We start from the raw sequence: 18,459 nt of genomic DNA, 5'->3' as shown, positions 1-18,459 counted from the left end.
ATCGATCTAATAATCAATCATTAAAAAAAGAGACAACATATATGAAATGTGGAATTGTTGGATTGCCTAATGTTGGTAAATCTACTTTATTTAACTGTTTGTCGAATGCAAAAGCACAATCGGCGAATTATCCTTTCTGTACAATTGAACCTAATGTAGGAACGGTTTCTGTACCTGATACACGTCTAAATCAATTAGAAGAAATTGTAAACCCAGAACGCGTTGTACCTGCAGTTGTAGAAATAGTGGATATTGCTGGTTTGGTAAAAGGAGCAAGTAAAGGAGAAGGTTTAGGAAATCAATTTTTAGGAAATATTCGTGAGTGTAATGCTATTATTCACGTTTTACGTTGTTTCGAAAACGAAAACATTACGCACGTAGACGGATCTATTGATCCTATTCGTGATAAAGAAACAATTGATTTAGAATTGCAATTAAAGGATTTAGATACGGTTGTAAAACGAATCGATAAGTCTAAAAAAGCGGCTAAAGCTGGTAACAAAGAAGAACAAAAAATAGTAGAAGTTTTGACTGCTGTTATTGCTCATTTAGAAGAGTTAAAAAATGTTCGTGAAATGGAATTAGATGAAAAAGAACAAGAAATTATTGATTCTTTGCAATTAATTACAGCGAAACCAGTTTTGTACTTGTGTAATGTTGACGAATCTGCAGCAAAAGATGGAAACGAATTTGTTGCGAAAGTAAAAGAAGCGGTAAAAGACGAACATGCAGAAGTATTGGTTTTAGCAGCTCAAATTGAAGCGGATATCAACGAGTTAGAAACATACGACGAGCGTCAAATTTTCTTAGAAGAATTAGGATTAGAGGAGCCTGGTGTTAATCGTTTGATTCGCTCTGCTTATTCTTTACTAAACTTAGAAACTTATTTTACAGCTGGTGTAAAAGAAGTTCGTGCATGGACAATTAAGAAAGGATCTACAGGACCACAAGCTGCTGGAGTTATTCACACCGATTTCGAAAAAGGATTTATTCGTGCAGAAGTAATCAAATTTGAAGATTTCTTGACTTACGGTTCTGAAGCAAAATGTCGTGAAGCAGGAAAATTAAACGTAGAAGGTAAAGCATATATCGTACAAGACGGTGATATTATGCATTTCTTATTTAATGTTTAAGCATATATTTAAACGAAATATAGAGAGCTCAATCGAAAGATTGAGCTTTTTTTGTACGATTAATTTAGTTAAATCTTAAAAAGAAGTAAATAATATTCAATAAAGTACTTGTTTTATGGTGAAAATGTAGATTTATGTGAAATTTTTCAGGATGTTTAATCAAATGAAGAGTGAATTTAATTATATTACCATCTAATTTATTAACACGAATAAGATATGATTAAAAATTTACTTTTATTAGGAGGTGTATTGTTTGCTTCTCAAATTAATGCTCAGACTACAATTTTCGAAGAAAATTTTGATACACCAGAAAAACAAGCTTTATGGACAATAGGTGATTTGGATGGAGATAAAGATACTTGGCAATTTGTAGAAGCAGCAGAAGCAGAAGCGCCTTCGTTTACGGGGTCTTTCGCTTGGTCTTTTTCTTGGTTTTTTCAAGTTTTTACGCCAGACAATACTTTAACAAGTCCTATATTCACAATTCCTGAAGGTAATAAAACCGAATTGACATTTAAAGTTTCAGCTGCAGATAATGAAGAAGGTTATTTTGAAGAACATTATGCTGTTTATGTAATTCCTGCAAATACAACTTTTGTAGGTACTGAGACGCCTGTTTATGAAGAAACCTTAGACGGTGGTTATTTCGATGTTGCCAAAACAGTAAATGTGGATATTTCTGATTATGCTGGTCAAGATGTGCAATTGGTTTTTAGACATTACGATTGTTCTGATATTTTATATATAGGATTGGATGATGTTAAAGTTGTACAAGAAAAATTAGCTGTTTCAGATGTTAATCAATCTACAATTACAGTATTCCAAGATAATGGATTCGTAAAAATAGCAGGAATAAAAGAGGTGAAAAGAGTTAAAATATTTGATGTTACAGGAAAACAAATGTTAGAAGTTCAGAAGTCAGAAGCTAATATTTCAACCTTGCCAAAAGGAGTTTACATTGTTAATTTCTATACGGAAGATAGCGTTATTTCGAGAAAAATTATAAAAAAATAAAAGTAAACGAGTTGTGTAATTGTAGACTGCACCCAAAAGTTTGGACAGATTAAAAATTAATAATTATAAAAATGAGTTCGATATTGTATCGGGCTCATTTTATTTAAGTTCGATTTTATTCTATCGTTATTGTAATAGTAAATGTATTGTTTTATTTCTTTTTTCAACTCATCAATTGAGTTGAATTTTTGTAAATAAAATAATTCAGATTTAAGTATTCCAAAGAAATTTTCGATAATAGCATTATCCAAACAATTTCCTTTTCTACTCATACTTTGTACGATTCCTTTTTTATTTAATAAAGCTTGATATTGTTTCATCTGATATTGCCATCCTTGATCGGAATGTAATATCAAATCTTTAGTGTCTTTCGTTATTTTAAATGCCTTTTTAAGCATTTGAGTTACTTGATTAAAAACAGGTCGTTCGCTTAACTCATAGCTGATAATTTCTTGATTGTACAGATCCATTATTGGTGATAAATATAGTTTTTTATCTTTTACTTTAAACTCAGTAATATCCGTTACCCATTTTTGGTTGGGTCTATCAGCCTTAAATATTCTTTGTAATATATTTGGAGCAATCTTTCCTTGTTCTCCTTTGTAAGATTTGTATTTTTTTCTTCGAATCAAACTCTTTAATCCTAAGCTATTCATCAATTTAAGAACGGTTTTATGATTGATGACAGTTCCTGAATTTCTTAATTCATCGGTAATTCGTCGATAGCCATATCGTCCTTTATGCTGATGATAAATGGATTTTATCTTAAGTTTTAATTCATCGTATTTATCTGTTTTACTACGTGAAATATGGTAGTAAAAGCTGCTTCTAGCCATATGTGTACAATCTAAAAGTAGATTTAGATGGAATTCGGGCCTTAATTCATTTATGGCTTGCGTCCAAGTTTCTTTTGTTTTTCCTCTTGGGCTTGAATTAAGGCATTGAACTTTTTTAAGAGTGCATTCTCACAACGTAAACGTTCAATCTCCAACAATAGTTCTTCTTCTCTTGATAACGGTTGTTTTGATTTTACAGGTTTACCTTTAGATGTGCTCATAGTCTTGGGACGGCCTTTTGGTTTGGGTTGTAAACCATCTATTCCAAAGGTAGCAAAATCTTTTTGCCATTTTACAATAACCGATTCATTTGGAATATTAAATTTCAATCGAGCTTCACGCAAACTAAGAAACTGTTTGGTTATAGACTTAATAACTTTTAGCTTAAATTCAACGCTATACGTTTGGTTTTTCTTAGGTTCTAAACCTAAAGCTCCTTGATTATGATAATCAGTAATCCACTTACGCAATAAACTTTCTGAAATACCTTCTTGATGTGATATAGAATGAACTGAATGATGTTTTTCTAAAACTTCTTTGACACATCGCAACTTGTATGTTACATCATATTTTACTTTTCTTGCCATAAAAATGCCCCCAAAAGTGTCTAACTTTTTGGGGGCAGTGTATTGCAACTCGTTTTTTTTCTGTTTAAGAAAACAAAATCATTATCATGAAATCTTTGTCTTAAATTTATCGCTTGATGTTCATTTGTCAATTGATTCAACAAAAAATAAGAGAAGAAGCATGAGGCAACTTTGATTTAATCATTTTCCAAAATAGGTTGATTTCACTCAAAATCAAATCAATGAACCTTCAAAATATTAAGATTTTTTTTCTTATTTTTGTAAAACTCGTTTTAACACTCAACAACTCAAATGTCAGAAATAGATCAACAAGTAAATTATACGGAAGACAATATCAAAACTCTTGATTGGCGCGAACATATTCGTATGCGACCTGGTATGTATATTGGGAAGCTGGGAGATGGTTCGTCTCAAGATGATGGGATTTATATATTGTTGAAAGAGATTGTAGATAACTGTATCGACGAATTTGTGATGGGAGCAGGGAAAACTATCGAGATTAATCTGCGCGAAGATGAAGTAACAATTCGTGATTATGGTCGTGGAATTCCTCTTGGAAAAATGGTTGATGCTGTTTCTAAGATGAATACAGGAGGTAAATACGATTCACAGGCCTTCAAGAAATCAGTTGGTTTAAATGGTGTTGGTACAAAAGCGGTAAATGCTTTGTCGACATCATTTCGTGTTCAATCTATTCGTGATGGAAAAACGCGTGTAGCAGATTTTGAAAAAGGAATTCTGAAATCTCAAGAAGATGAGAAAGAAACCTCTTTAAGAAAAGGTACCAAAATTACGTTTGTTCCAGATAAATCAATTTTCCTGAATTTTAAATTCAGAAAGGAATATGTAGATAAAATGTTGAGAAACTATGTCTATTTAAATCCTGGATTGAAAATTATTTTTAATGGAGAAGAATTCTTTTCGAAAGATGGATTGAAAGATTTATTGAAAGATAATATTGAAGAAGAAACAATCTACGAGATTATTCACCTGAAAGGAGATGATATAGAATTAGCGATGACGCATAGCTCAAAATCTTATTCAGAAACCTATTATTCTTTCGTAAATGGACAAAACACAACGCAAGGAGGAACACATTTAACAGCTTTTAAAGAAGCAATTGTAAAAACAGTACGCGAATTTTACAATAAAAATTATGATCCTGCGGATATCAGAAAGTCAATAATTGGAGCAATTTCGATTAAAGTCATTGAACCTGTTTTTGAATCTCAAACTAAAACAAAACTTGGTTCGAATGAAATTGGACCAGGAATGACAACAGTTCGTACGTTTGTAAATGATTTTATCAAAACAAATCTTGATAACTTTTTACACAAAAATACAGAAGTTGCACAAGCACTTGAACGTAAGATAAAACAATCGGAAACCGAACGAAAAGAACTTTCCGGAATTCGAAAATTAGCACGTGATCGAGCTAAAAAAGTAAGTTTGCATAACAAAAAATTGCGCGATTGTCGTCAACATTATAACGATCCAAAAGCTGAATTGCGTTTAGATACAACGATTTTTATTACCGAAGGAGATTCTGCCAGCGGATCAATCACGAAAAGTAGAAGTGTAGAAACGCAAGCTGTATTTAGTTTGAGAGGAAAACCGCTAAATTCGTATGGTTTAACAAAGAAAATTGTGTACGAAAATGAAGAATTTAATTTGTTACAAGCTGCATTAAACATAGAAGAAGGATTAGAAGATCTACGCTACAATAATGTTGTAATTGCAACTGATGCCGATGTCGATGGAATGCATATTCGTTTGTTGATTATTACGTTTTTCTTACAGTTTTTTCCAGAATTGATCAAAGAAGGGCATTTATATATTTTACAAACACCTCTTTTTCGAGTAAGAAATAAAAAAGAAACACGTTATTGTTATTCTGAAGCCGAACGAATAAAAGCGTTGGAAGAAGTGAAAAATCCTGAAATCACACGATTCAAAGGATTAGGTGAAATATCGCCAGATGAGTTTAAACATTTTATTGGAAAAGATATTCGTTTAGAACCTGTAATGATTGGAAAAGATCAAACGATTGATAGTCTTTTAGAATTTTACATGGGAAAGAACACACCAACAAGACAAGAGTTTATTATTAACAATTTAGCAATAGAAGCTATAAAAAATTAAAATTATATAAATCAAATTCTTTCTATCTACCTAATAACCTATTATAATATTTATGAAAAAAAATAATATAAATGTGATACAGCTTTTCAGAATGCTTAACATCACAATCGTTATTTTAATCATTCTAAACATCATTATGTATACGGGCATTTTACCGCACAAGTATCACATAATACCACCTTATATTGTATCTATTTTTATCGCATTAGTGATTTATGTAAGTTGTAAAAGTGGAAATCAATTTTTTGCAATTGACACAAAAGGGGAAACGATAACATTTGAAACAAAGAATGTAGGATTTTTATCCTTCTTAAATTCAAAACCAAACAAAATCGATTTACCAAAATATAAATTAATCAAGTACGATTTTCAGAAAGGACTATTTTCTAAAACACTTGTTTTTTATATCAATAGTAAAAAGAATCCTACCAATTTAACAAAAGTGAAATTTCGTTTAGCATTCATATCTAATCGAAATCTTAATATTATTTTGACAGAATTAGATAAAATTGTTTCGTTTAATTCTATAGTTAAAAAAAAAGTAGAAGTAGCTATTTAACATGATGCAAGACAATCAAGAGAGCATCAAGAAAGTTTCTGGTATGTACCAAGAATGGTTTCTTGACTATGCTTCTTATGTAATTTTAGAACGAGCAATTCCCTCTATTTATGATGGATTGAAACCAGTTCAACGTAGAATTTTACATTCAATGCGTGAGTTGGAAGACGGACGATACAACAAAGTTGCGAACATTGTAGGAAATACAATGAAATATCATCCACACGGTGATATGGCGATTAGTGATGCAATGGTGCAAATTGGTCAAAAAGAATTGTTGATTGACATGCAAGGAAACTGGGGAAATACCTACACTGGCGACCGTGCAGCTGCATCTCGTTATATAGAAGCACGATTAACTAAATTTGCATTAGAAGTTGTCTATAATCCAAAAACAACAAAATGGCAACCATCGTATGATGGTCGAAATAAAGAACCAATCGATTTACCAATCAAGTTTCCTTTACTTTTAGCACAGGGAGTAGAAGGAATTGCAGTAGGTCTATCAACAAAGATTTTACCTCATAATTTTAATGAATTAATTGATGCGTCAATTTTACATCTAAAAGGAAAGAAATTTCAAATTTTTCCAGATTTCTTAACTTCAGGATTGATTGATGTTTCTGATTATAATGACGGATTAAGAGGAGGTAAAGTTCGGATTCGTGCAAAAATTTTACAAGAAGATAAAACAACGCTCAAAATCACAGAAATTCCTTTTGGAACAACAACAGGATCTTTGATCGACTCGGTGTTGAAAGCCAATGACAAAGGGAAAATCAAGATAAAAAAAATCGAAGATAATACCGCAGCAGAAGTTGAAATTTTAATTCATCTCGTTCCAGGAAGTAGCCTCGATAAAACAATTGATGCACTTTATGCATTCACTGATTGCGAAATTTCTATTTCGCCAAATGCCTGTGTCATCAATGAACAAACTCCCGAATTTTTGACCGTTTCTGAAATTCTGATTCATAACACCAACAATACTGTTGACTTATTGAAAAAAGAATTGGAAATTGAGTTAGATGAGTTACAAGAACAATGGCATTTCTCTTCTTTGGAACGAATTTTTATCGAGAATAGAATCTACCACGATATTGAAGAAGAAGAAACATGGGAAGGAGTAATTGCTGCGATTGATAAAGGGTTAAAACCACATATTGCGCACTTAGTTCGCCCTGTTACAGAAGAAGATATTGTCCAATTAACTGAAATCCGAATCAAACGTATTTCGAAATTTGATTTAGATAAAGCCCAACAATTTATTGAATCGTTAGAAGATAAAATCGAAAATGTAAAGCATCATTTAGCTAATTTGATTGATTATGCGATTGATTATTTCAAAAATCTAAAAACAAAATACGGAAAAGGTAAAGAACGTAAAACAGAAATTAGAACATTTGATACGATTGATGCAACAAAAGTTGCAGTAGCAAATACAAGATTTTACGTGGATAGAACAGAAGGTTTTATCGGAACTTCATTGAAAAAAGATGAATTTTTATTCGAATGTTCTGATATTGATGACATTGTTGTTTTCAAAAATGATGGCTCCATGATTGTAACTAAGGTTGATACAAAGACATTTGTTGGAAAAGGAATTATTCATATCGGAATTTGGCATAAAAATGATAAACGTACCATTTATAATTTGATTTATCGCGATGGTAAAAATGGCCCTGCTTATCAAAAACGTTTTGCTGTAACCGGAATTACACGCGACAAAGAATATGATTTAACAGCAGGAAATAAAGGTTCGGAAGTGTTATATTTTTCAGCAAATCCAAATGGAGAAGCAGAAGTCGTTTCAATTATTCTGAAAACGCATCAACGCATCAAAAAATTGAAATTTGATATAGATTTTGCTGATTTAGCCATTAAAGGTCGTGCTTCAAAAGGTAATTTGGTTACTAAATACCCTATCAAAAAAATAGAATTAAAAGAGGAGGGAGTTTCAACTTTAGCCCCTCGTGAAATTTGGTTTGACACGGGTACAAAACGTTTAAACGCCGATGGAATTGGCATTTTATTGGGTTCTTTTAAAGGAGATGATAAAATTTTAACGATTAATAAAAAAGGTGAAGCGAAATTGGTTTCATTTGATTTGAGTAATCGTTTTGACGAGGATTTAGAAATTATCGAAAAATGGAAACCTGCAAAACCAATTTCTTGTGTGTATTTCGATGCAGAGAAAGAACGTTATTTCGTGAAACGCTTTGTATTAGAGGATACGTTTTCTCCTCAAATTTTCTATACATTAGAAGATGGAAAATCGTCAATTAAAGTTATTTCGACAGATTATTTACCTGTAATTGAACTGATTTTTCCTAAAGTGAAAGGTGTAGAAAAAGAACCAGAAGTGATTAATTTAGAAGAATTTATAACGGTTAAAGGTATAAAAGCACAAGGAAATCAGTTAACAACGTTTAAGTTGAAACAAATAAATATTTTGGAGCCACTTCCATTCGACGAACCAGAAGAAGAGGAAGAATCAGAGTCAGAAGAAGAGCAGCAGCCGACATTGTTTGATGCAATAGAGGAGAATACAAATGAAGAAGAAAATATAAAAGAATAATGGGGGATATCTCACTCGTTGCATTAGCCGTAATTGGCGTAAATGTATTGGTAAGTTGGAAAGGATTTAATGATCATGCTTTCTTTGATAAATATAAATTTCAGGTAGGATCTATCCTGCATCACAAAGAATATTATAGAATTTTAAGTTCTGGGTTTTTACATGTTGATTTTACACATTTGTTGTTTAATATGTTAACCTTGTATTTTTTTGCAAACCCTGTGATTGCATTTTTTGCAAGTCCAGAAGGATTTTTGTTTGGAGATTTCTCGAATGCAAAATTAAATATAGGCTACGGCATGTTTCTTTTGGTCTTTTTAGCAGCTGTTATAGGGGGAAACCTTTTGTCGGTATTGATTCATAAAAAAGAAAACTTTTATTCAGCTGTAGGAGCTTCGGGAGGAGTAACAGGAATTTTATTTGCTGCGATTGCAGCTTTTCCTGAAATGGAATTACGATTATTTTTTGCACTTCCTATTCCTGCTTGGATTTTTGCCATTCTATATTTAGGATATTCTGTTTACGGGATGAAAACTAATTTAGGTAACATTGGACATTCCGCACATTTAGGAGGCGCAATTGTAGGGATGCTTACTGCTATTCTATTTTATCCAACTATATTACAAATTAATACCTATTATATTTTAGGAATGATGCTTCCGCTAATCGTTTTATTTATAATGATATTGAAAGAACATCGGAAATAAAAAAATGATTATAAAAATAAAAAGCTTCAAAATTTAATTTGAAGCTTTTTTTATGATAATGAAATAGATTATATCTAATTATAATACTCTTTTTACATATAAGAATTTTGGACCCCAGTATCTGTCATTTAAAGAAGAAACAATAACTCCTTTTGATGTTGAAGAATGAATAAATTCTAAAACTCCATCTTTATTACGTCCATGTACAATACCAACGTGCGATACTCTACCACGACCTCTTGTAGCAAAGAAAACCAAGTCTCCTTCTTTAGCTTCTGATGTACTAACTGTAAAGCCTTCTCTTGCTTGATCAGCTGACACACGAGGTAAATTTTTATTAAAAGTTTCGAATACATTTCTAACAAAAGCAGAACAATCAATACCATTTCTTGTTGTGCCTCCGTATCGGTATGGAGTACCAATATAGGTTTCAGCTTCTTTTAATAAAAATCCAGAAAACAATTCGTTAGTTTCTTCTAAAACACTGTTTAACACAACCATAGATTTTGCGTCATCGTTAATTTCTATTGGTGTTACATTCAGATTGGCATGTTTGTTGATTATTTTAGCTTGAGTTTCAATCGCTCTTGGTTTCGGAATGAAACTTCTCGAAGAATATTCTGTAGCTTCGTTAACTGGGGTTAAAGATGAACAAGATGTTATAAACATCGAGCAAACCACCGCAGCTACACCTAATATCGATGCTTTCATATGTTGAGTATTCGTTTGTATAAATTTTAATAGCATCGCTAAAGTAATTGTTAAAATTATAACTCATTATATACAAGCAACATTTTGACAAAATATTAACTTCCTTAACGTTTTTTAACATAAATTTTAATAAAAAAACTTTTAATTAAATTTGGAACTTTAAAAATTAGTTCTAAATTTGCACTCGCTTTTCACAAGAAGTTGTAAAGCCGTCATGCGGCCCATTCGTCTAGTGGTTAGGACATCAGGTTTTCATCCTGGAAACAGGAGTTCGATTCTCCTATGGGCTACATTAAAAGTGTTTTAGAAAATTATTAAATTAATTTGGCGAGATAGAATATTTGTTTATATCTTTGCCGAACTAAAATAGAAAGAGATTTAAGTTATGGCAAATCATAAGTCAGCATTAAAAAGAATTAGACAATCAGCGGTAAGACGCGATCGTAATAAATATTATCATAAATCAGCTCGTACAGCTATTAAAGCGTTAAGAACTGAATCTGATAAAAATGAAGCAGAAACTGTTTTTCCAAAAGTTTCTTCAATGATTGATAAGTTAGCAAAAAGAAACATTATTCATAAGAATAAAGCTTCAAACTTAAAATCAAAGTTAGCGAAACATATTGCGGGATTAGCTTAATAAAATAAAAGTGGTCCCTTCGTCTATCGGTTAGGACACTAGATTTTCATTCTAGAAAGAGGGGTTCGATTCCCCTAGGGACTACAAATTAATAGATGGATTGCATTATTGCAATCTTTTTTTTCCTTGTTCATAGTTGTTGATTTTTATTAAACAACCAGTAGAATACTGTGTAAAGGAAATTGTTTTTTGTGTTTTGTTTGTAAAGGTTAATCATATTGTTTAGATGATTAATCGGGAATGAAAATGTCGCTGTATAATTCAACTTGGTTCAAATTATTAGAATTATACATCGACTTTTCTACAACTCCCAACACAAAATGACGTTCATTCAAAAAAAAAAGAATATTCGAATTATTTAATTCATATTAAGTGGTCCCTTCGTCTATCGGTTAGGACACTAGATTTTCATTCTAGAAAGAGGGGTTCGATTCCCCTAGGGACTACAAATTTGACTTAAATAAAAAAAATAAAAAATATTTCGAAAATTGTTTGGTATTAAAAAATAAACGTTTATTTTTGCACCACAATAATACGAAAGGAGGTCCCTTCGTCTATCGGTTAGGACACTAGATTTTCATTCTAGAAAGAGGGGTTCGATTCCCCTAGGGACTACAAAAAAGCATTCAAAACTGAATGCTTTTTTATTTTGAAATAGTTTAGTTTATATTGGTTCGTTGTGATCAATAAAAAAGCGTTTGAAGAAATAGACTTCAAACGCTTTTTGCTTTTATATCTATATCATTACAACTTTGGAATAGCAGCTATTAACTCTTTTGTGTAGTTCGTTGTAGGATGTGCGTATACTTTATCCGCATCATCTAATTCTTTCATTTCACCATGTTGCATTACCAACAATTGATCACTCATATATTTTACAACAGCCAAATCGTGTGAAATAAAGATATAAGTAAATCCAAATTCGGTTTTTAAATCATTTAGAAGATTTAAAACTTGTGCTTGCACAGAGACATCTAAAGCAGAAACAGATTCATCACAAATGATAAATTTTGGGTTTAAAGCCAATGCACGAGCAATTCCGATACGTTGACGCTGACCTCCCGAGAATTCATGTGGGTATTTATTCAAATCTTGTGCTGTTAAGCCCACTTTTTGCAAAAGTGTTGAAGCTGTTTGCAATCGTACCGTTTTATTTTGTCCAATATTATGGACTTGCATCGGTTCAGTAATAATTTGTGCAACCGTTTGTCGTGGATTCAAACTTGAATATGGATCTTGAAAAATAATCTGGATTTCTCTTCTTAATTTTCGAATCTCTTCTTTTTTAAGTTTAGTAATATCAACTGCATTATAATATATTTCACCTGCAGTTGGTTTTTCCAATAATAAAACAGTTCTACTCAACGTTGTTTTTCCAGAACCAGACTCACCAACTAATCCCATTGTTTCACCTGGATAAACCTTAAATGAAATATCATCTACAGCTTTTACACTCGGTATTGTTGAATCTCCAAATAAGGAAGATGGATAAAAATATTTTTTTAAATTCTTGACTTCTAAGATAGGTGGATTTGCATATATCTTTTCGTGAAAACTTGTTCGTTCTTCTTTTGTATAGGTTGCTGTTTTAAAATCTGGGTTATCAAGAAAATCTTTTACAGTTGGTAAACGTTTTGCACGTTCTTCTAATCGAGGTCGACAAGCAATTAGTCCTTTTGTATAATTTTCTTTTGGATGATGAAAAATAGTTTCTACATTTCCTTGTTCTACAACATGACCTCGAAACATGACCAAAACCTCTTCACAAACATTTGCAATTACGCCCAAATCATGTGATATAAACAACATGCTCATATTGTTCTTTAATTGTAATTCCTTCAATAAATCGAGTGTTGCTCTTTGTACTGTTACATCCAAAGCAGTTGTAGGTTCATCGGCAATCAATAATTTAGGCTCGCAAGAAATTGCCATAGCAATCATCACACGTTGCTTTTGTCCACCAGATAATTCGTGTGGATACGCTTTATAAATACGTTCTGGATTTGGTAATTTTACTTGTTCGAAAAGGTGTAAAACTTTCTTTTTTGCTTCGTCTTTGTTTAATTTTTGATGCAAACGAATGGCTTCTTCTACTTGTTCACCACAACGTAAACTTGGATTAAGTGAAGTCATTGGTTCTTGGAAAATCATTCCGATTTCATTACCTCTAATTTCTTCTAATTCTTTGGGAGAAAGTTTTAGTAAATCAATCATTTTACCATCTTGACGAAAAAGAATTTCACTTTCTGGATGAATCGTCGCATTTGGAGATAATAATCCCATGATTGCTAAAGATGTCAAAGACTTTCCCGAACCAGATTCTCCCACAATACCTAAAGTATCGCCTTGTTCAACTTTGAAATTAATGTTGTTCAGCACTTGTTTATCTCCAAAAGAAATTGATAAATTTTTAACCTCAATGATATAATGTAAACTTTGATTTTGCATTGCAAATAGTTGCTTGGTAAATGAAGTGGAAATGTAGTGATTTTTAATGATTTTCTTCACTCTATAAATTCTAAGATTTTGTATTTATATATTTTGTAATTTTGCTACGAATCAAACCGTTGTGATTTATAATATTTTTTATAAATTTAGACCTATTGATTTACTGGCTCACAAAAACTTATAACAAGTCAGTTTTTTAAATTCGAAGAATGGATACATACTCCCAGATTTCGACATTGTTTTTAGTCGCTAATCACAATGTCGCCGATGAAATTTCTGTAGCAAAACTTTTGCTTACAATTTTCCTTGTTTTATTAAATGGTTTTTTCGTTGCAGCAGAATTTGCAATTGTAAAAGTACGTTCGTCACAAATTGAAGTTAATCAAGATATAAATGAAAGAACTTCGAATGCTGCAAAACGAATTGTAACACATTTAGATTCTTACCTTGCAGCAACACAATTAGGAATTACTTTAGCTTCGCTAGGATTGGGTTGGGTTGGAGAAAGTTCTATCACACCAATTATTTTAAAACTGTTTGAAGTTTTAGGTTTAACCTCTCCATCTTGGACTACAATTGCACAAAACGCTGCTATTCCAGCTTCGTTCTTTATTGTGACAATTTTGCACATTGTTTTTGGAGAATTAGCTCCAAAGTCATTAGCAATTCAATATCCAACAAAAACAACATTTGCAGTTGCTTGGCCTCTTAGAGCATTTTATTTTGTATTCAAACCACTTATTGTAATGATGAATGGTTTGGCGAATATTATTCTTCGAGCATTTGGAATTCACCCTATTCATGGAGGAGAGATACATACAGAAGAGGAATTAAAAATGATTATTACCGAAAGTACCGAAGGAGGTGCAATCGAAGAATCAGAGCGAAATCTGATTCAAAATGTTTTTGATTTTGATGATCGTCGTGTCATGAATATTCAAACATTACGTAAAAATGTATCCGCAATTAATATCAATACTTCTGTAAAAGAAGCGTTAGATTATGCGATTAATGAAGGATATTCTCGTTACCCTGTTTATGAAGAAGAATTTGATAATATAAAAGGGATCATTTACGCGAAAGATTTGATTAAACAATTATTAGAAAATCCTAACCAAACGGAGATCGAAGGTTTGTTACGTGAACCCATTTTTATTTCAGAAAATGCATTGATTAAAAATGTGATGAAACAATTTCAGAAAAAACACATGCAAATTGCTGTAGTCACAAATGAAGTTGGAGAAGTTGCAGGGATTGTATCGATGGAAGATATTTTAGAAGAATTAGTTGGTGAAATTCAGGATGAATATGACAACGAAGATCCAATTGTTTCACGTGTTTCGGAAGGTATTTATAATGTGAATGCCCACAATGCGATCAGTGATATTAATCGCTTAGTCCCTTTTAAATTCGAGGAAAGTGAACATTATGATACGTTGGCTGGATTGATTTCTGAATGTTATCCTGACAAAGAATTGTCCGAAGGTGATTTGGTTGATTTGGAAGAATACGCAGGAACAATTATTAAAATGTACCGAAATTCGGTAGAACAAATTCAATTAAAAGTGAAAGAAGAATTCATCGAGAATTACCGAGATGAACCTGACACAGCTGAAGATGATGAAAATTAGTCTTTAAAATATGAATGAAAAATCCGCTCAACGACGAGCGGATTTTTTTATTTTATATATCTTCTTTTCTCGAGAGCGGAATATCATATCTCATTTTTCGAAAAACATTAATCAAGGTCACCACATCTTTTTCACAGTAATCTTTAATGCGTTCGACATTATTTTCGTTATAATAAACCTTTGCGACCTGCGAACCATCGATATCATCTTTTGGCGTAGGAATTTCGAATACATTGGCTAATAAATCCAACGATGTATAATTTTTATAATCGCCAAATTTCCATAATTCCATGGTGTCTAAATGCTGAACTTCCCAAGGTTTTTTACCAAATAATTGTAGAATTGCAGGAATTTCAATTTGATTAATCATCATTCGGCGAGCGATGTAAGGAAAATCAAATTCTTTTCCATTATGTGCACATAATAGATGATCTGGTTTGAAAAAATTTTCAATTAACATCGAATTAAAATCTTCTAACAATTTCTTTTCGTCGTGTCCATAGAAGCTTTTGATGTGAATAAATGAATCTTTGACAACAATCCCTACAGAAATACAAACAATTTTACCAAATTCAGCCAAAATGCCTGCACGTTCATGGTAAAATTCTTCTGGAGAAATTTCATTATTATTACGTTGATAAGCTGTTTTCTTTTCCCAAAGCGCTTTTGTTCTGTCTGATAAAAGGTTCCAATCATCTGTTTGTGGAACCGTTTCGATGTCTAAAAATAATATTTTACTGTAAGGAATTCGTTGGATCATTTTCTTTTATTTTTTGATTAATACGCATCGCTTCGTCAACTAATCGATAAACATCACCATCGGCTATTGGATGGTTATTTGGAAGATCATTATGTGTTTTCCCTGTTCGGGCAATTACTATTTTTTCTGAAGGAATTACAATGACACGTTGTCCCAAATGTCCTAACATTGCATAAAAAGGTGTCTTGTAATCGTAATCCATCCAAACAGAATAACCATAAATTTTTGGTTCATTTGGTTCGAATGCTTTTTTGTTTGGTAAAACCATTTTCTGTACAAATGTAGAATCTAAAATTTGTTTTCCATACCAATTTCCATCATTCAGCAACAATTGTCCAAGCTTTGCAAAATCGCGAGTTGTCGCATTGAAACAACAGTAGGTTTTTTCCATTCCTTTTGGATTGTCTTTGGACCATTGTGCATCCATTTCCATTCCCATAGGTTGCCAAAACTCTTCTTGGAAATATTGCGATAACGATTTATTTTCAATAGCACGTTCAATAACGATTCCTAATAATTGTGTATCACTCGACTGGTATTTAAAATGTTTTCCTGGTTGAGAAACAAATTTTCGATCTAACATTTGTTTCACAATATCATCTCCATAATACGCTTTTGCAGTAGGGTTAAGAGGAAAATAATAATCTTCATCCCAATCATATCCTGATGTCATAGCAGATAAATCGCCAATTGTACATTGCGAACCAAATCGATCATCTTTAAATTCTGGAATAAAATCAGTGATTTTTTGATCTAAGCTTTTGATGTAACCTTGCTCTATTGCTTTTCCTAACATCATTGTCGTAAATGTTTTTGCCATCGAAAACGAATTGGTAATATCATTTTGTGCATAACCGTTAAAATAATATTCGCTCAGAATCTGATGATCTTTGATGATAACAAATCCAGCTGTACCAAAATCTTTCATCTCTTTTTCAAAGTTAACTGACAAAGGAAATTGATTATAATCCAAATGTTGATGCCAAACTCGCGGAGAACCTGCCAAAATTACATTATTGTCAAAATCTTTGTAGTCATTTATATTAGCTGTTTTTTCACCTTTCATATAAGTTAATTTTACACCACGAAAAATGTAATCATTCCCTGTTGCATAAAGAGTTAGAATTAATACGCAAATGATTATAATGAACCATTTTATTATTTTCCAAAGTATTTTCATCTCAAAAAATTATAATCTTTTACTAAAATAAGCTTTTACTATTAAATAATGTTAAAATTCTATCACTTCGGAATCGTTTTTGTAGAGTTAATATGTATCTTTATACGAGAAAATAAATCTAAAAAATAAATATTATGGCTTTTGAATTAGCAAAATTACCTTATGCATTTGATGCATTAGAACCTCATATTGACGCAAAAACAATGGAAATTCACCATGATAAACACCATGCTGCGTACACAAATAACTTAAATGCCGCTATTGAAGGAACTGATTTAGCAAATGCTACAATCGAAGAAATCTTAGCTAAAGGTACAGATAAACCAGCTGTTCGTAACAATGGTGGTGGGTTTTACAACCACAATTTATTTTGGGAAATTTTAACTCCAGGTGGAGCGAAACAACCAACTGCTGAAGTTGCTGAAGCAATTAATGCTGCTTTTGGATCTTTCGAAGCTTTCAAAGATGAATTTGCTAAAGCTGCTGCAACACGCTTTGGTTCTGGATGGGCTTGGTTAATCGTAAAAGATGGTAAATTAGTTGTAACATCAACTCCAAATCAAGATTCTACTTTGATGCCAGTTGCTGATGTACAAGGATTCCCTGTTTTAGGATTAGATGTTTGGGAACATGCTTATTACTTAAACTACCAAAATCGTCGTCCTGATTATATCGAGGCTTTTTTCAATGTAATTAACTGGGATAAAGTTGCAGAAAGATTTGCATCTGCTAAATAATAAGGTTTAAAATTTTAAACAATATAAGACTTGTGTAGAAATACGCAAGTCTTTTTTTATCTTTGGAAAATGGGAATAATTATTTTAGAGAATATAAAAATTTATTCGAATCACGGATGTTTAGAAGAAGAAGCAAGAATTGGTTCGGATTATTTGGTTGATTTGGAAGCACATGCCGATTTTACAAAAGCATGTGATTCGGACGAGTTAGTTGATGCCTTGGATTATGTATCCTTAAATAAAATTGTAAAGGAAGAAGTGGGTGTTCGATCTAAATTGTTAGAACATGTTTGTAAAAGAGTATTAGATCGTATAGGTCAAGAACTTACGAATGTGACTTATGCTAAAGTAAAATTGTCTAAGCTGAATCCTCCTATTGGTGGGCATGTAGAAAAAGTAAGTATTATTTTAGAAAAAACATATTAAAGTTTTTTTTTCTGAAAATATTACTATATTTGCAGTCCAAAAGAACGGGAATGGTTCCTTGACCGAGAGGCTAGGTAGCGGTCTGCAAAACCGTCCACAGCGGTTCGAATCCGCTAGGAACCTCAATTAAAAAGTCAATTATCTTATTTATAGATAGTTGGTTTTTTTTGTTTCTAAAAAGTATGATATTCTTCCGATTTTACACTATTTCTTGCTTTTATGTATAGCTTTTTTAGGGGAATACTACAATTTAAAAGTGCAAGAAATAAGTATTTTAAATGATTTTAAACATTTATAAACACTTACGTATTTTAGTTATTGCGTTATGGAATAATTAATTTTGTATAAAATTTAACTTACATTATATGCT

Annotated in this window: 15 protein-coding genes and 5 tRNA genes; 15 read left to right on the top strand and 5 right to left on the bottom strand. The window is 31.8% G+C overall.

All coding sequences use genetic code 11. The annotated features are described in order from the left end of the window. Nucleotides 1-41 precede the first annotated feature (41 nt). Complete coding sequence (ychF, locus tag IF125_RS10265; RefSeq protein ID WP_171622726.1) at nt 42-1,133, top strand: redox-regulated ATPase YchF; 1,092 nt, start codon at nt 42-44, stop codon at nt 1,131-1,133. A gap of 216 nt (nt 1,134-1,349) precedes the next feature. Beyond that, the gene (locus IF125_RS10260; RefSeq protein WP_171622725.1) at nt 1,350-2,147 is read left to right on the top strand and encodes a T9SS-dependent choice-of-anchor J family protein; all 798 of its coding nucleotides are present in this window, start codon (nt 1,350-1,352) and stop codon (nt 2,145-2,147) included. 56 nt (nt 2,148-2,203) lie between these two features. Here IF125_RS10260 and IF125_RS10255 read toward each other — a convergent pair. After that, a protein-coding gene (locus tag IF125_RS10255) for an IS3 family transposase (protein WP_394369887.1) occupies nt 2,204-3,570 on the bottom strand; the annotation gives its coding sequence in 2 pieces (ribosomal slippage) (nt 2,204-3,108 and nt 3,108-3,570; 1,368 coding nt in all). A gap of 291 nt (nt 3,571-3,861) precedes the next feature. Here IF125_RS10255 and IF125_RS10250 point away from each other — a divergent pair. The 4 genes from IF125_RS10250 to IF125_RS10235 are packed head-to-tail and all read left to right on the top strand — an operon-like array spanning nt 3,862 to nt 9,556. Beyond that, nucleotides 3,862-5,712 (top strand): DNA topoisomerase IV subunit B, encoded by a 1,851-nt coding sequence (locus IF125_RS10250; RefSeq protein ID WP_171622724.1) that lies wholly within the window; start codon nt 3,862-3,864, stop codon nt 5,710-5,712. A 52-nt stretch (nt 5,713-5,764) separates the two neighbouring features. Next, nucleotides 5,765-6,271 (top strand): hypothetical protein, encoded by a 507-nt coding sequence (locus tag IF125_RS10245; protein WP_225542402.1) that lies wholly within the window; start codon nt 5,765-5,767, stop codon nt 6,269-6,271. A 4-nt stretch (nt 6,272-6,275) separates the two neighbouring features. Further along, complete coding sequence (locus tag IF125_RS10240) at nt 6,276-8,849, top strand: DNA gyrase/topoisomerase IV subunit A (protein ID WP_225542401.1); 2,574 nt, start codon at nt 6,276-6,278, stop codon at nt 8,847-8,849. Further along, nucleotides 8,849-9,556 carry a rhomboid family intramembrane serine protease gene (locus IF125_RS10235; RefSeq protein WP_171622721.1) on the top strand — a complete coding sequence of 236 codons (708 nt, stop codon included), beginning with the start codon at nt 8,849-8,851 and terminating at the stop codon, nt 9,554-9,556. Before IF125_RS10240 ends, IF125_RS10235 begins: the two co-directional genes overlap by 1 nt. Nucleotides 9,557-9,634: 78 nt before the next feature. Here IF125_RS10235 and IF125_RS10230 read toward each other — a convergent pair whose 3' ends face one another. Then, nucleotides 9,635-10,267, bottom strand: a complete 633-nt coding sequence (locus IF125_RS10230; RefSeq protein WP_225532482.1) for a C40 family peptidase — start codon at nt 10,265-10,267, stop codon at nt 9,635-9,637. A gap of 218 nt (nt 10,268-10,485) precedes the next feature. Between IF125_RS10230 and IF125_RS10225 the strand changes: the two genes are divergently transcribed. The 5 genes from IF125_RS10225 to IF125_RS10205 all read left to right on the top strand — a co-directional run bounded on the left by IF125_RS10225 (nt 10,486) and on the right by IF125_RS10205 (nt 11,522). Continuing rightward, nucleotides 10,486-10,557, top strand: a tRNA-Glu gene (locus IF125_RS10225). 95 nt (nt 10,558-10,652) lie between these two features. Beyond that, on the top strand, nt 10,653-10,907 hold the full coding sequence (rpsT, locus tag IF125_RS10220; RefSeq protein WP_171622719.1) for a 30S ribosomal protein S20: 255 nt from the start codon (nt 10,653-10,655) through the stop codon (nt 10,905-10,907). Between the two features lie 12 nt (nt 10,908-10,919). Beyond that, nucleotides 10,920-10,991: transfer RNA gene (locus tag IF125_RS10215), tRNA-Glu, on the top strand. Nucleotides 10,992-11,281: 290 nt separating this feature from the next. Next, a tRNA-Glu gene (locus IF125_RS10210) sits at nt 11,282-11,353 on the top strand. Nucleotides 11,354-11,450: 97 nt separating this feature from the next. Next, nucleotides 11,451-11,522: transfer RNA gene (locus IF125_RS10205), tRNA-Glu, on the top strand. 129 nt (nt 11,523-11,651) lie between these two features. On the opposite strand, the gene IF125_RS10200 is transcribed toward IF125_RS10205, so the two are convergent. Then, on the bottom strand, nt 11,652-13,355 hold the full coding sequence (locus IF125_RS10200; RefSeq protein WP_225542400.1) for an ABC transporter ATP-binding protein: 1,704 nt from the start codon (nt 13,353-13,355) through the stop codon (nt 11,652-11,654). Nucleotides 13,356-13,564: 209 nt separating this feature from the next. Here IF125_RS10200 and IF125_RS10195 point away from each other — a divergent pair, with 209 nt between their 5' ends. Further along, nucleotides 13,565-14,986, top strand: coding sequence for a hemolysin family protein (locus IF125_RS10195; protein WP_225542399.1), 1,422 nt, complete (start codon nt 13,565-13,567; stop codon nt 14,984-14,986). A gap of 52 nt (nt 14,987-15,038) precedes the next feature. Here the strand turns inward: IF125_RS10195 and IF125_RS10190 are convergent, their stop codons facing one another. Both IF125_RS10190 and IF125_RS10185 read right to left on the bottom strand, forming a co-directional pair. Then, a complete protein-coding gene (locus IF125_RS10190) occupies nt 15,039-15,746 on the bottom strand; it encodes a 3'-5' exonuclease (protein WP_225542398.1) in 708 nt (235 codons plus the stop codon). Next, on the bottom strand, nt 15,721-16,926 hold the full coding sequence (locus IF125_RS10185) for a serine hydrolase domain-containing protein (protein WP_171622715.1): 1,206 nt from the start codon (nt 16,924-16,926) through the stop codon (nt 15,721-15,723). The genes IF125_RS10190 and IF125_RS10185 overlap by 26 nt, the downstream gene beginning before the upstream one ends. 134 nt (nt 16,927-17,060) lie before the next feature. Here IF125_RS10185 and IF125_RS10180 point away from each other — a divergent pair, with 134 nt between their 5' ends. The 3 genes from IF125_RS10180 to IF125_RS10170 all read left to right on the top strand — a co-directional run bounded on the left by IF125_RS10180 (nt 17,061) and on the right by IF125_RS10170 (nt 18,212). After that, complete coding sequence (locus IF125_RS10180) at nt 17,061-17,663, top strand: superoxide dismutase (RefSeq protein WP_210766892.1); 603 nt, start codon at nt 17,061-17,063, stop codon at nt 17,661-17,663. 69 nt (nt 17,664-17,732) lie between these two features. Further along, entirely contained in the window at nt 17,733-18,089 is a 357-nt protein-coding gene (gene folB, locus IF125_RS10175; protein ID WP_171622714.1) for a dihydroneopterin aldolase, read from the top strand. 52 nt (nt 18,090-18,141) lie between these two features. Continuing rightward, nucleotides 18,142-18,212 (top strand) — tRNA-Cys (locus tag IF125_RS10170). Nucleotides 18,213-18,459 lie beyond the last annotated feature (247 nt).

The organism is Empedobacter stercoris, from assembly GCF_020281205.1.
GTDB lineage: Bacteria > Bacteroidota > Bacteroidia > Flavobacteriales > Weeksellaceae > Empedobacter > Empedobacter stercoris.
This window is presented reverse-complemented; position numbering and strand designations above follow the sequence as displayed.